The organism is Nocardioides currus (assembly GCF_003057875.1).
Classification (GTDB): domain Bacteria; phylum Actinomycetota; class Actinomycetes; order Propionibacteriales; family Nocardioidaceae; genus Nocardioides; species Nocardioides currus.
Genome location: NZ_PYXZ01000004.1, coordinates 199,487 through 213,081 on the forward strand (window position 1 = coordinate 199,487; position 13,595 = coordinate 213,081).

At 71.8% G+C, this 13,595-nt stretch carries 13 protein-coding genes and 1 tRNA gene; 4 read left to right on the forward strand and 10 right to left on the reverse strand.

All coding sequences use genetic code 11. The annotated features are described in order from the left end of the window. Nucleotides 1-19: 19 nt before the first annotated feature. Genes C7S10_RS11325 through C7S10_RS11335 form a run of 3 tightly spaced genes read right to left on the reverse strand, consistent with a single transcriptional unit; the run spans nt 20 to nt 2,321 of the window. Nucleotides 20-1,066 carry an adenosine deaminase gene (locus C7S10_RS11325; protein WP_108344544.1) on the reverse strand — a complete coding sequence of 349 codons (1,047 nt, stop codon included), beginning with the start codon at nt 1,064-1,066 and terminating at the stop codon, nt 20-22. 33 nt (nt 1,067-1,099) lie between these two features. After that, nucleotides 1,100-1,837 (reverse strand): DsbA family protein, encoded by a 738-nt coding sequence (locus C7S10_RS11330; protein ID WP_165807122.1) that lies wholly within the window; start codon nt 1,835-1,837, stop codon nt 1,100-1,102. Then, nucleotides 1,812-2,321: a DoxX family protein gene (locus tag C7S10_RS11335; protein ID WP_108344546.1), complete on the reverse strand. Its 510-nt coding sequence runs from the start codon at nt 2,319-2,321 to the stop codon at nt 1,812-1,814. The genes C7S10_RS11330 and C7S10_RS11335 overlap by 26 nt, the downstream gene beginning before the upstream one ends. A 61-nt stretch (nt 2,322-2,382) precedes the next feature. Here C7S10_RS11335 and orn point away from each other — a divergent pair, with 61 nt between their 5' ends. After that, nucleotides 2,383-3,015, forward strand: a complete 633-nt coding sequence (gene orn, locus C7S10_RS11340) for an oligoribonuclease (protein WP_108344683.1) — start codon at nt 2,383-2,385, stop codon at nt 3,013-3,015. 59 nt (nt 3,016-3,074) lie between these two features. Continuing rightward, nucleotides 3,075-3,150: transfer RNA gene (locus C7S10_RS11345), tRNA-His, on the forward strand. A gap of 63 nt (nt 3,151-3,213) precedes the next feature. Here C7S10_RS11345 and C7S10_RS11350 read toward each other — a convergent pair. The 7 genes from C7S10_RS11350 to C7S10_RS11380 all read right to left on the reverse strand — a co-directional run bounded on the left by C7S10_RS11350 (nt 3,214) and on the right by C7S10_RS11380 (nt 11,498). Beyond that, nucleotides 3,214-3,879: an N-acetylmannosamine-6-phosphate 2-epimerase gene (locus C7S10_RS11350; RefSeq protein WP_423802713.1), complete on the reverse strand. Its 666-nt coding sequence runs from the start codon at nt 3,877-3,879 to the stop codon at nt 3,214-3,216. After that, on the reverse strand, nt 3,879-4,829 hold the full coding sequence (locus C7S10_RS11355) for an ROK family protein (protein ID WP_108344548.1): 951 nt from the start codon (nt 4,827-4,829) through the stop codon (nt 3,879-3,881). Before C7S10_RS11355 ends, C7S10_RS11350 begins: the two co-directional genes overlap by 1 nt. Nucleotides 4,830-4,832: 3 nt before the next feature. Next, a complete protein-coding gene (locus C7S10_RS11360) occupies nt 4,833-5,771 on the reverse strand; it encodes a dihydrodipicolinate synthase family protein (RefSeq protein WP_108344549.1) in 939 nt (312 codons plus the stop codon). Then, nucleotides 5,768-6,838, reverse strand: coding sequence for an oligopeptide/dipeptide ABC transporter ATP-binding protein (locus tag C7S10_RS11365; RefSeq protein WP_108344550.1), 1,071 nt, complete (start codon nt 6,836-6,838; stop codon nt 5,768-5,770). The genes C7S10_RS11360 and C7S10_RS11365 overlap by 4 nt, the downstream gene beginning before the upstream one ends. 76 nt (nt 6,839-6,914) lie before the next feature. Then, a complete protein-coding gene (locus tag C7S10_RS11370) occupies nt 6,915-8,846 on the reverse strand; it encodes a dipeptide/oligopeptide/nickel ABC transporter permease/ATP-binding protein (protein WP_108344551.1) in 1,932 nt (643 codons plus the stop codon). Next, nucleotides 8,846-9,802 (reverse strand): ABC transporter permease, encoded by a 957-nt coding sequence (locus C7S10_RS11375; RefSeq protein WP_108344552.1) that lies wholly within the window; start codon nt 9,800-9,802, stop codon nt 8,846-8,848. Before C7S10_RS11375 ends, C7S10_RS11370 begins: the two co-directional genes overlap by 1 nt. 82 nt (nt 9,803-9,884) lie before the next feature. Then, nucleotides 9,885-11,498 carry an ABC transporter substrate-binding protein gene (locus C7S10_RS11380; RefSeq protein ID WP_207769336.1) on the reverse strand — a complete coding sequence of 538 codons (1,614 nt, stop codon included), beginning with the start codon at nt 11,496-11,498 and terminating at the stop codon, nt 9,885-9,887. A gap of 178 nt (nt 11,499-11,676) precedes the next feature. Here C7S10_RS11380 and C7S10_RS11385 point away from each other — a divergent pair, with 178 nt between their 5' ends. Together C7S10_RS11385 and C7S10_RS11390 are read left to right on the forward strand one after the other, a co-directional pair. Further along, nucleotides 11,677-12,654, forward strand: coding sequence for an acetylxylan esterase (locus tag C7S10_RS11385; protein WP_108344554.1), 978 nt, complete (start codon nt 11,677-11,679; stop codon nt 12,652-12,654). Nucleotides 12,655-12,680: 26 nt separating this feature from the next. After that, entirely contained in the window at nt 12,681-13,457 is a 777-nt protein-coding gene (locus tag C7S10_RS11390; protein ID WP_207769337.1) for a FadR/GntR family transcriptional regulator, read from the forward strand. Nucleotides 13,458-13,595 lie beyond the last annotated feature (138 nt).

Genomic DNA, 13,595 nt, shown 5'->3' on the forward strand with positions numbered 1-13,595 from the left:
GTGTGACGGATGGGACGAGTCAACCGACGTGGTCGTCGATCTCCGCGAGGATCCGCGCCTTCACGTCCTCGGGGGCGAAGGAGGCGCGCACGGCCGCCCGCGACAGGTCGGCGACGCCGTCACGATCCAGCGAGAGCAGCTCCGCCGCGACGGCGTACTCGTCGTTCAGCGTGGTGCCGAACATCGGCGGGTCGTCGGAGTTGATCGTCACCGGCACACCGGCCTCGACGAACGCCGCGAGGGGGTGCTCGGCCAACGTGGCCACGGCCCGGGTCGCGATGTTGGACGACGGGCAGACCTCGAGGGTGATGCCCTCGGCGGCGAGGTGCTCGAGGAGGGCGGGGTCACCGACGGAGGAGGTGCCGTGACCGATCCGCTCGGCGCCCAGGACGCGGACGGCGTCCCACACGGTGTCGGGACCGGTCGTCTCGCCGGCGTGCGGCACCGAGTGGAGGCCGCGGGCGCGGGCGGCGTCGAAGTGCGGCTGGAACTGGGGTCGGGGCACGCCGATCTCGGGCCCGCCGAGTCCGAAGCCGACGAGCGCCTCGGGGCCGTGCTCGAGCGCGTAGTAGAGCGTCGCCTCGGCGGCCGGGAGGCCGGACTCACCGGGGATGTCGTAGATCCACCGCAACACCAGCCCGAAGTCGCGCTCAGCAGCGACGCGCGCGTCCTCGATGGCCTCGGTGTAGGCCTCGATCGGCATACCGATGTCGTCGCGGTCGGGACGCACCGAGGTGTACGGCGTGCACGTCAGCTCGGCGTAACGCAGCCGCTGCCCCTCGGCCATCTCGCGCGCCACCTCGTAGGTGAGGGTGCGGACGTCCTCGGGCGTGCGGATGATGTCGACCACCGCGAGGTAGACGTCGATGAAGTGGGCGAAGTCGCGGAACTCGAAGAAGCGCTTCAGCTCCTCGAGGTCCGAGGGCACCGTCCCGGGGTGCCGGGCCGCCAGCTCGGAGACGATCCGCGGCGAGGCCGAGCCGACGTGGTGGACATGCAGCTCGGCCTTGGGGAGGCCGGCGATGAACGAGCTGAGGGACGATTCGGTGAGGGGCGCGTCAGTCACGCGCCGAGTGTCGCACCGGTCCCGCGGATCGACTCACTCGATGGCGTTGCGGATCGCCTCGACCGCCTCCGGGAGCGTGGCTCCGGCGGCCTCGCCGTCGACGAAGACCGTGGGGGTCCCGTTGACGCCGTCGACGGACATCTGCTCGGTGGCGTTCTTGATCCACTGGTCGAAGGACTTGTCCTCGATCGCCGTACGCACCGCCGACTCGTCCGCGCCGGCCGTGACCGCGTCGGCGATCAGCTCGTCGTCCTCCGGTCCGTCCGTCCCCTCCTCGGGCTGGTTGGCGAAGAGCTCGTCGTGGAAGGACTTGAAGGCGTCGGCACCGCTCGTGTCGAGCACGACGGCGGCGGCGTTCATCGCGCGCGAGGAGTACTCGTTGCCCGAGGCGCGGTCGAGGAAGGACACCATCCGGTAGTCGACCTGCACCTTCCCGGCATCGATGGCGGCGTTGAGGTCGTCCCCCACCTCGCTCTCGAGCTGCGCGCAGATCGGGCACTGGAAGTCCTCGTAGATCGTGATCGTCGTGGGCGCCGAGGCGTCGCCGACCATCACGCCGTAGTCGTCCACGACCCCGGCCGGCGGGGTGGCGGCCTCGCCCGTGGAGTCGCGCAGGTTCTGGATCAGGAACCCACCACCGATGACGACGACGATCCCCACCACGACGGCGGCGATCATCGCGATGCGCTTCTGGCGCTCCTTGCGCTCCTGCTCGGCCTTCAACGCTGCGGCTCGAGCGGCCCGCTCAGCCGCCTTGTTGCGCTTGGACATCCACATCCCCTTCCGCGGTCTCCGCCGGGCGTGGGCCGGGGAGGATCAACGAGTCGAGTGACCAGCGGGTCCGCGGCCGGACGACCAGCCACACCGAGAGCAGCAGCAGCCCGACGTCGCGCGCGATCTCCATCGGATACTTCGACGCCGCGCCCTCCTCGACCCCGCCGCCACCGAAGCAGCCGCAGTCGATCGAGAGGCCGCGGGCCCAGGCCGAGGCGATGCCGATGATGAAGGCCGCGAACAGCAACGCCGACGCGACGCCCATCGCCCGGGTCAGCAGACCCAGGACCAGGCACAGCCCGATCACGATCTCGACGAGCGGGAGCAGGTGGCCGACGGTCGGCACGACCGACTCCGGGAGGAGGTCGTAGGCGCGGACGGCGCGCACGCTCTCCGCCGGATCAGGGAGCTTGAGGGCCCCCGCCACGATCCAGACGCCACCGGTGACCAGTCGCGCCACGAGACCGATCCACTGATTCACGCACCTGACCCTAGGACCAGCGCCTGAACCGCCGCTGAGAAGCCTGAGTAGGGTGCTCACCGTGAACGAGCGACTCGTGTGGATCGACTGTGAGATGACCGGCCTCGACCTGGAGGCCGACGCGCTCGTGGAGGTCGCCGCGCTGGTCACCGACTTCGACCTCAACGTCCTCGGCGAGGGCATCGACGTCCTGATCAAGCCGCCGCAGGCCGCGCTGGACCAGATGATCGACTTCGTCCGCAACATGCACGTCACCTCGGGCCTGCTCGAGGAGCTCGAGGGCGGGACGACGATGGAGGACGCCGAGGCGCAGGTGCTGGCCTACATCAAGGAGCACTGCCCCGACGGCAGCCGCCCCCCGCTCGGCGGCAACACCGTCGCCACGGACCGCTCCTTCCTGGCGCGCGACATGCCGACGCTCGAGGGCTTCCTGCACTACCGCAACGTCGACGTCTCCTCGATCAAGGAACTCGCGCGTCGGTGGTATCCCCGCACCTACTTCGCGGCGCCCGCCAAGCGCGGCAACCACCGGGCGCTCGCCGACATCCAGGAGAGCATCGAGGAGCTGCGCTACTACCGCGAGGCCGTCTTCGTGCCGCAGCCCGGGCTCGACACCGCCGGCGCGCGCGAGGTGGCGGCGCGCCACGCCGGGTCGATCACCGGGCTCGGCCCCGATTCAGAATCCGCGCACTGATTGCCCTACACTTCTCATCGGTCTCGCGCCCTCGCGCGCGAGCCGTTGCAACAACCCTGGTGGGTATAGCTCAGCTGGTAGAGCGCCGCCTTGTGGTGGCGGATGTCGCGGGTTCAAGTCCCGTTACTCACCCCAGACAGATCGAGCCCCTGATCCGCGGAGACGCGGGTCAGGGGCTCGATGCGTGTGACGACGTCGTCAGCCCAACGCCTCGCGGAACCAGCCGGTGATGGTGGTCGGGTGGGTGATGGCGGTGCCCACGCAGACCGCGAACGCGCCCGCGGCCAGGGCGGCGGCGGCCTGGTCGGGCCGGTGGACCCGGCCCTCGGCCATCACCGGCGCGCTGCACGTGCCGTGGACGAGCGTGATCAGGTCGAGGTCCGGTCCGTCCGTCCTCGGTCGCTCCCCGGTGTAGCCCGACAGCGTCGTGCCCAGGATGTCGGCACCCGCCTGCTCGGCCTCCCGCGCGTCGTCCAGCGACCCGCAGTCGGCCATCACCGCGACGTCGTGCTCCGCCTTGAGAGCCGTGATGGTCTCGGCCAGGGTCAAGCCGTCGGGTCGGGTACGGCGCGTGCCGTCGACCGCGACCACGTGCGCGCCGGCCTCGGCGACCGCGAGGGCGTGCCGCAGGGTCGGGGTGATGAAGACGTCGTCGTCGCCGTCCTTCCAGAGCCCGACGACCGGCACGTCCGTGGCGCCGACCGCGGCCCGGACGTCGGCGATGCCCTGCACGCGGACCGCGCGAGCGCCGCCCTCGACGACGGCCTGCACCATGCGCGCGGTCACGTCGGGCGTGCGCAGCGGCTCCCCCGGATAGGCCTGGCACGACACGACCAGCCCGCCTCGCAGTTGATCGAGCTCCATCATCCGAGGCTCGCCTCCTGCTCGACGAGGTCCCACGCGAGGCTCGCCGCACCGAGCAGCGCGGCCTCGTCGCCCAGCGACGACGCGACGAGCGGGGTCCCGCGCACTGCGGGCATCACCTCAGCGGATGCTGCCTCCCGGAGCGCGTCCCACCAGCGCGCGCCGAGGTTGGCCACTCCCCCGCCGACCACGACGATGGACGGGTCGAGGACGTTGACCAGTCCTCCCACGACAGCGCCGACGGCACGGCCGCCGAGCTCGACCACCTCGCGGGCGGCGGTGTCCCCCGCCGCGGCGCGAGCGGCGACGTCGCGGAGGTCGGTGACCTCCTGGCCCGTGCGTCGCTCGAGCTCCGCGACCAGCCCCGGTCCCGACGCCAGCGCCTCGAGGTGTCCGGTGCCGCCGCAAGTGCACGCGAGTCCGGCTGCGTGCGTCGACGGCACGTGGCCGACGTGGCCGGCCGCCGCGTGGGCACCGGTGAGGAGCCCGCCCGGCATCTGCCGTACGACGAGGGCACCGCCGATGCCCGTCCCGACGGCGACGAAGAGCATCGACGGGTGGCCCGCACCCGCGCCGTGGGCGGCCTCGCCCAGGGCGTGCGCGTGCACGTCGTTGCGTACGGCGACCGGCACGCCGGTGGACGCGGCGAGCGCCCCGCGCAGGTCGGTCCCCGCCCACCCGGGCAGTGCGTCGGTGGCCCCGAGCACGATCCCGGTGTCGGGGTCGATGACGCCGGCGCTGCCGACCCCGAGGGCCGCCAGGCGGAGGTCGGGCCGGGACTGCGAGAGCGACTCGAGCAGCGCTCCGGCCGTCGCGAGCACCGCCTCCGCGCCCGCGGCGGCCGGAGTCGGCTGCCGGGACCGGGCGAGGACGGCACCGCCGCGATCGACCAGGCCGGCGGCCGTCTTGGTCCCGCCGATGTCGAGGACGCCGACGACAGGCTCGAGCACCGCTCAGACCAGTCCGGCCAGCTCGAGCTGGTCGTGCACGCGCGCGGTCTCGTCCTGGTCGAGGGGGCGCATCGGTAGCGACACGGCGTTGGAGTCGATCACCCCGAGCAGCGCCAGCGCGGTCTTGAACGACCCGACGCCGCGGGTGCTCCCGAACGTGGTGGCAGGGTCGGCGGCACCGACGATCCGGAACAGGCGGGTGATGCGTTCCTGCTCCACCCGGGCGGTGGCCCAGTCGCCAGAGACGCAGGCGTCGTGCAGGCGCACGTAGCCCGCCGGGTCGACGTTGGCCAGGCCCGGCACCGAGCCGGACGCGCCGGCCAGCATCATGGCGTCGACCACCACCTCGTGGCCGGTGAGGGCGGAGAAGGTGGCGAGGGCGGGGTCCTGCGACACCTCGCTCACCAGCTGGCGGAAGGACACGTCGTCGCCGCTGGAGTCCTTGACGCCGACGACGACGCCGTCGCGGGCCAGCGTGACGAGCAGGTCGACGCCGAGCTTGACGTGGACGCAGACCGGGATGTCGTAGGCGAGCTGCGGTAGGGCGGTCGCGGCGTGGATGGCGCGGAAGTGGCGCTCGACCTCGTGCGGGCCGACGAGCGTGTAGAACGGCGCGGTGGTGACGACCGCGTCCACCCCGAGCGACTCCGCAGCACGCACCCGCTGGATCACGCGCTGGGTGGCAGGCTCGATGCACCCAGCGATCACCGGCACCTGGCCGGCGGTCGTCTTGACGACGACGTCGAGGACCTCGTCGCGCTGCTCGTCGGTGAGGTAGACGGTCTCGCCGGAGCTGCCGAGCGCGAACAGTCCGTGGACCCCGCCGCCGAGCAAGTGCTCGACCACGCGCTCGAGGGAGGCGCGGTCGACGGACCCGTCCTCGTGGAGCGGGGTGACGACGGGCGGGACGACCCCTGAGTAGGACGGGGTGGGGTGGTTCACGGCTTCTCCTCGACGTGTAGCGGTGTGGTGGTCCGGGTCTCGCGGCGCGCGAGCTCGACGAGCTCGGCGTCGCTGGTGCCGAGCGGCACCGGGTGGTGGCAGCGGAACGCGTGCGGCCCGTGGCCGTTGGCGGTGCCCGGCGTCAGCTCGGGCAGGGTCTCGGCGCAGACCTCGGTGGCCTTCCAGCAGCGGGTGCGGAACGGGCAGCCGCTGGGGGGTCGGGTCGCGGACGGGACCGGCCCGACCAGCGGGATCGGGTCGATCGGTGCGAGCAGGCCGGGCGTGGCGGAGAACAGCGCACGCGTGTAGGGGTGCTGTGCACCCTCGGGCATCGACCTGGCGGGGGTGATCTCGACCAGTCGGCCGAGGTACATCGTGACGATCCGGTCGCTGACGCGACGCACGGTCTGGATGTCATGGGACACGAAGACCATCGCCAGCCCGAGCCGCTCCTGCAGGTCCAGGAGCAGGTTGAGGATCTGCGCCCGCACGGAGACGTCGAGGGCGCTGGTCGGTTCGTCGGCGATCAGCAGCCCCGGCTCGAGGGCCAACGCCCGGGCGATCGCCACCCGCTGGCGCTGTCCCCCGGAGAGCTGGCTCGGCAGCGCGTCGGCGACCGAGTCGGGCAGGCCCACGAGCTGCATCAGCTCGCGGACCCGACTGTCGCGCTCCGCGCCGCTCCCGCGGCGGTGCACGTCGAGGGGGTCGCGGAGGATCTGGCGCACGGGCATCCGCCGGTTGAGGGACGTGGACGGGTCCTGGAAGACCATCCCCACACCGGCCCCGATGTGGTGGCGGCGCTCGGCGGCGGTCATCGTCCACACGTCGTGCCCGTCGATGCGGACCTCGCCGGACGTGGGCTGCTGGAGACCGACGAGCACCTTGGCCATCGTCGACTTGCCGCAGCCGGACTCCCCCACCACGCCGACGGTCTCGCCGGCGGCGATGGTCAGGTCGGCGCCGGTCAGCGCGTGGACGCGGTCGCGGTCGAACCAGCCGCCTCCTCGCGCGCGGTGCACGACGTGGACGTCCCGCAGCTCCACGACGGGGGTGGTCACGCTACTCATGTGCGTACTCGCTTCGCTCCGTGCGCACATGAGGCTCCACCCGCGCTGTGTTGATTGATTCGCTCGCTGCGCTCGTTCATGGACGCACCTCCAGGGTCGTCAGGGGTACGGCGGGGTGGTGGCAGGCCACGGCATGGTGGGCCTCCCCCTCGAGGGACGGCACCTGCTCGCGGCAGACGTCGCTGGCCATCGGGCAGCGGTCGCTGAACCGGCACCCCGTCGGGAAGTCGGCGGGCGAGGGCACCACGCCGGGGATCTGCGTCAGCCGCTCGGCCCGGGTCTCGAGCGAGAGCACGGACCCGAGCAGCCCGCGGGCGTAGTGGTGGGCCGGGGCCTCGATGACGTCGGGGGTGGTGCCCGACTCGACGATCTGGCCGCCGTACATCACCTCCACGCGGTGCGAGACGTCGCTGACCAGGGCCAGGTCGTGGCTGACCAGGACGAGCGCGAACCCGAGCTCGGCCTGGAGCCGCAGCAGCAGCTCGATGACCTGGGCCTGCACGGTCACGTCGAGGGCCGTGGTCGGCTCGTCGGCGATCACCAGCTTCGGGTCGCGGGAGAGTGCCATGGCGATGACCACGCGCTGGCGCTGGCCGCCGGACAGCTCGTGGGGGTAGGACGCGAGCGTGCGCTCGGGGTCGAGCCCCACGAGCCGCATCAGCTCCTCGGGCGACCGGGTGCCGCCGCGGCGTACGAGCTGGCGCAGCTGGCCCCCGACCTTGATCGCCGGGTTGAGCGCCGACAACGCGTCCTGGTAGACCATCGCGATCTCGCGGCCCATCAGCCCCCGGCGACGCCGGGCGTCGAGACCGATGAGCTCGAGGTCGCCGAACTTCACGGACCCCCGCGCCTCGGCCCCGCGCGGGAGGAGGCCCATCACGGCGAGCGAGGTGAGCGACTTGCCCGAGCCGGACTCGCCGACCAGGCCCACGACCTCGCCGGCACGCACCCGGAAGGAGATGTCGTCGACGATGTCCACGTCGGCGTGCCGGCCCGGGAAGCGGACCGAGAGGCCCTCGACGCTCAGCACCGGTTCGCCGGTGGGCTCGGGTCGCGCCCGCTCGCGCAGTCGGCGGGCTGCCTCGGCGAGGCCGGGCAGCTGGACGACCTCGCCGTTGCCGGGACGCCCCGTCTCCAGGCGGTCCTCCGCCGCGAGCTTCGCGGCGGGCAGTGCGCGACGGGCGGCCGGGGCGGCCCATGCGTCGGAGATGCCCTCGGACAGCACGTTGAGCGCCAGCACGGTCAACAGGATCAGCAGGCCCGGGAAGAAGGTGGCCCACCACCCGCCGACCTGCACCATCTCTTTGCCGAAGGCGATCACCGAGCCCCACGACGACTCGGCCTCCTGCGGCGAGAGGCCGCCGCCGATGAAGGAGAGCGAGGCCTCGAAGACGATCGCGTCGGCGACCATCACGGTCACGAACACCAGGATCGGGGCAGCACAGTTGCGCAGCACGTGGCGCCACAGGATGTGGGGCCGTCGTGCCCCGATGACGCGTTCGGCGGCGACGTAGTCCTCCTGGTACTGGCTGATCACGTTCGCACGCACGATCCGCGCGACGGGCGGGGTGAAGACGAAGCCGATGGCGACGACGAGCACCAGCAGGCTGTTCTTGCCGAAGGAGATGATGAGCAGCGCCGAGAGCACGATGGCCGGGAAGGCCATCACCACGTCGAGGCAGCGCATGATGACCTCGTCGACAGCGCTGCGCGCGGTGCCGGCCAGGGCGCCGAGGAGCGCGCCGGCCACGAGCGCGATGGCCGCGGCACCGAAGCCGACGACCAACGAGCGGCGGGTGCCGGCGACCAGCCGCGAGAAGACGTCACGTCCGAGCTTGTCGAGGCCGAACCAGTAGTCGCCGTTGGGCCCGGTGAGCGCGGAGCCGAGGCCGCTCTGCGTCGGGTCGTGGAGGACGAGGAGGGGTGCGAACACCCCCACCAGAACGATCAGGGACAAGAAGACGACGGCGACACGTGAGGACGTGCCGAGCCGGGTGAACGCGGACATCAGTGACCTCCCCGGAGGCGGGGGTTGGCGAAGAGGTAGAGCACGTCGACGAGCAGGTTGACCACGACGAAGCCGAGGGCGATCGTGAGCACGGTGCCCTGGGCGAGTGCGGTGTCGTTCTGCCGGACGGCCGTCATGATCAGGGTGCCCATGCCGGGCAGCGAGAAGATCGCCTCGATGATCACCGTGCCGCCGATCAGATAGCCGATGCGCAGGCCCAGCACCGTCAGCGGGTTGACGAGGGCGTTGCGCAGGACGTTGCGGCCCACCACGACGTACGGCGGGAGGCCGGCCCCGATGGCGGTGCGCACGTAGTCGCGGTCGAGCTCCTCGACCATCGAGGTGCGCACGATGCGCGCCAGCGAGCAGCCGACGGGCACGGCGAGCGCGATGGCGGGCAGCGCGAGGCTGGAGAGCCAGCCGGAGACCGAGTCGGCCGGGTTCACGTAGCCGCCCGACGGGAAGACGGAGCGGCGTACGGCGAGCTCCTGGATCAGCAGCAGCGCGAGCCAGAAGGACGGGACGGAGATGCCGGCCATCGAGGAGAACCGCATCACCTGGTCGGGCCAGCGGTCGCGGTGGAGGGCGGCGGTGATGCCGAGGGCCAGGCCGATGACCAGGGCGCCGGCGACCCCCAGCAGGGTCAGCTGGATGGTGAGCGGGAGCGCCTCGGCGATCTTGCTGGAGACCGGCACCGACGGCGGGAACGTCATGCCCAAGTCGCCCTGGACGAGGTCGCCGAGGAACGCGAGGTAGCGCACGGGCAGGGAACGGTCGAGGCCGTTGGCCTGCTCGAAGGCGGCGACCTGCGCGGCCGAGGCCTGGTCGCCCAGCACGGAGAGCGCGGGGTCGACGGGCGAGAACTGCATGACCACGAACACGAACAGGGTGATGCCCAGCACGAGCGGGATCAGCGTGAGCAGGCGTTTGGCCAGCATGCCCAGCACGGTCAGCATGGGGGTTCTCCCAACGGGTCGGTGGTGGCGGTTCGTCCCGCCCGCGGTCGGGGGCGCCGCGGGCGGGACGTCGGGGCGATGGTCAGTCCGCGCGCTGGGTGTCGAGGAAGTAGAGACCGGTGGTGGCCGGTCCCTCGAAGCCCTCGAGCGCGTCGGGGTCGGAGGCGGTGACCACCTTCGTGTGCAGGATCGGGTAGAGCGGAGCCTCCTCGGCGACGATGTCGAGCACCTGCTTCCACAGGTCGTCACGCTCGGCCTCGTCCTCGGTGACGGAGGCCTGGTCGAGCAGGCTCGCCACCTCGTCGCGGGCCGGACCCTGCCAGCGCATGCGATCGGTCGGCCAGGTCTCGCCGTAGTAGAACCAGCGCATCAGCAGGTCGGGGTCGGGGCCGAAGACGCTCGGGTCGCCCGAGGCCAGCAGCACCCGGAACGTGTCCGAGGGCACCAGCTCGCCGTACACCGCCGACGACGGGACCGTGTTGAGGGTCGCGGTGACGCCGATCTTCTTCCACGCCTCCACGAGCAGCGGGGCGATGTCCTTGATGAAGGAGGTGTCGGTGGTGACGAGCTCGAAGGAGAGGTCCTCGACGCCCGCCTCGGCAAGCAGGTCCTTGGCCTTCTCCGCGTCGTAGTCGTAGACCGTCGAGGCCTCCTGGTAGGCCGCGTTGCCCTCGTCGAGGTAGCTGGTCGCGGGCGTGCCGAACCCGTTGAGCGCGGTCTGGATGACCTGGTCCTTGTCGATCGCGTAGTGCAGGGCCTGCCGCACCCGCTTGTCGTCGAAGGGAGCGGCGCCGTTGTTGAACATCAGGAAGGCCTGGTTGAAGGCCTGCTTCTCGTCCACCTGGTAGTCGCCCTCGAGGGAGTCGACGTTGAGGTAGGGCACCGCCTCGATGGCCTGGACCCGGCCGCCCTGGAGGTCGGCGATGCGCGCGGCCCCGTCGGTGTTGGTGTTCCAGGTCATCGTCTTCACGGTGGCCGGACGGGGGCCGTTGTAGTTGTCGTTGGCCGACAGCTTGAGCCCGGTCTCGGCCGAGGCACTGTCGAGCTTGTAGGGCCCGGAGCCGATCGGCGCGGTGTCGAACTTCTCCGACGCGGCCGCGTCGGCCGTGAGCGCCTCGGGGACGATCTTGACGACCGCGATGCGCTGGGCGAAGAGCGGGAACGGCTCCTTCAGCGTGAAGGTCACCGTGGACTCGTCGGTCGCCTCGACCTTGTCGAGGAAGGAGATGAAGCCGGCCATCAGCGGCGGCGCCGCCGGGTCGTCGGGCTCGATGATGCGCATGAAGGAGTGGGCGACGTCCTCGGTGGTCACCGGGGAGCCGTCGGAGAAGGTGGCGTCCTCGCGCAGGTCGACGGTCCAGGTCAGGCCGTCGTCGCTGGGGACGGGCTCCGAGCCGGCCAGGGCGAGGTAGGGCTCACGGGTGATCGGGTCGAGGTCGACCAGCCCCTCGAAGATGTGCTGGTTGGCGGCCGTCGCCACGGCGCTGGACGCGTTGTCCGGGTCGAAGCCGCTCGACAGCGCGAACGCCAGCGTCGCCTCGATGCTGTCGCCGGCGCCACCGCCGCTGCTGCTGTTGGTCGAGGACGGTCCCCCACAGGCCGCCGTGACGAGCGCGAGGGCGAGCGCGGCTACGGCCGCTCGTGCCGCCGTGCGACGACGCGAGACCCGGCGTCCCGCGAGTTGGGTGATGCTCACAGTGATTGCCTCCATCGGCAGTGTCGGGGTTCCGCGGACCTGCGGCGACCTCTCTCTGGCAAGACCTCAGACGTATGATGTCTGATGCTTGAAGCGTGACACGGATCACCAGACACGTCAAGCACCCGTTCGACCACCACCCGACGGCGCTCCCGCAGCGCCAGACCAGGAGACCGCGATGCCCCTCTTCGACCTCCCCCGCCACGAGCTCGAGACCCGTCGCCCGGACCGGCACGAGCCGCCCGACTTCGAGGACTTCTGGCTCGGCACGCTCGCCGAGACCCGGTCGTACGACCTCGCGCCCGGCGTCGCGGCGTACGACCTGGCCCTGCCGACCGTCGAGGCCTCCCACCTCAGCTTCGCCGGCTTCGGTGGTCAGCGCGTCAACGCCCTCCTGCTCCGACCCCACCGCCGGCTCGTCGCCTCGCCGCCGGTCGTGGTGCAGTTCCTGGGGTACGGCGACGGGACCGGCAGCGCGCTCGACTGGCTGGCCCTCCCGGCGGCCGGGTTCGCCACGCTGGTCATGGACACACGCGGCCAGGGCGCCCGGGCCCGCCGGGCCGGGCGCACCGGCGACCTCGGTGGCAGCAGCTCTCCCCACGTCGAGGGCTTCCTGACCCGCGGCATCCTCGACCCCGCGGACCACTACTACCGGCGCGTGTTCGCCGACGCCGTGCGCGCCGTCGAGGCTGCCGCCAGCCTCGACGACGTCGACACCGACCGGATCGCCGTCGCCGGCACCAGCCAGGGCGGCGGCATCGCCCTCGCGGCCGCCGCGTGGGCGCACCCCGTCGCCGGCGCGGTCGTCAACGTGCCGTTCCTCTGTGCCCCGAGGCGGGCGATCGAGGTGACCGACCGGGCGCCGTACGCCGAGCTGGTGGCGTTCCTGCGCACCCACCGCGCGGACGCAGAGCGCGCCCTGAGCACCCTCGACTACGTCGACGGCGTCAACCACGCGGCCCACGCCACCGTGCCCGCGCTGTTCTCGGTCGCCCTCATGGACCAGGTGTGCCCGCCGTCGACGGTCTACGCGGCGTTCCACCACTACGGTGGCCCCAAGCGGCTGGAGGTCTATCCGTGGAACGAGCACGAGGGTGGCGGCACCGCGCACGACGAGCTCACGATCGGGTGGCTGCGCGAACTGTTCGACCAATGAACCCGTATTGGTCAGATGTCTGATGTATGCTGCGCCACATCAGCGGGTGGGCACCAACGCCGCCGGCCACGACCGACGAGGGGCAGCACGCGATGAACCAGAGCACGACCCGGGTCTCCCGGATGCGCCGGTCCACCGCCGCCGACCAGATCAAGGAGCTCATCCTCGCGCGCGGGCTCCAGGCAGGTGACCCCCTCCCCACCGAGTCGGAGCTCTGCGACACCCTCGACGTGTCGCGCTCGTCGGTGCGCGAGGCGATCCGCTCGCTGGCGACCCTCGACATCGTCGAGGTCCGCCACGGCCACGGCACCTTCGTCGGACGGATGTCGCTGGACCCGATGGTCCAGGCCCTCGTCTTCCGTGGCGCCCTGTCGCACGACGACAACCTCCAGGCGCTGCGCGACGTGGTCGAGATCCGCCAGGCCCTCGACGTCGCGATGGCGGAGCAGGTCGTCGCCAGTCTCCAGGGCCAGGAGAACGCCGAGCTGCACCGGTTGGCGGACGAGATGGTCGATCAGGCGGACCAGGGCAACCCGTTCCTCGAGGCCGACCGCGCCTTCCACACCACGCTGCTGGCCGGGCTCGACAACCAGCTCGCGGGCCAGCTCGTCGGGGCCTTCTGGGACGTCCACACCGCGGTGCTGCCGCGCCTCGGACTCGCGCTGCCGGCCGACCTCCGCAAGACCGCGCGATCGCACCGCGACATCCTCGTCGCGGCCGAGGCGGGCGACGTCGAGGCGTTCTGCACCGCGGTCGGCCAGCACTACGAGCCGCTCGCCCGGGCCCTGAAGCGGGCGCACTGACCCGTCCGCCGCCGCGGGCCCGACGCAGCAACGCGACCCGTCGGGAGACTACCGACGCGTAGGGCTGGCGCATTCGCGTGGTCTCCTCCTAGCATCAGACGTCTGATGTGTGACGTATGATACCTACTCGGAGGAGAC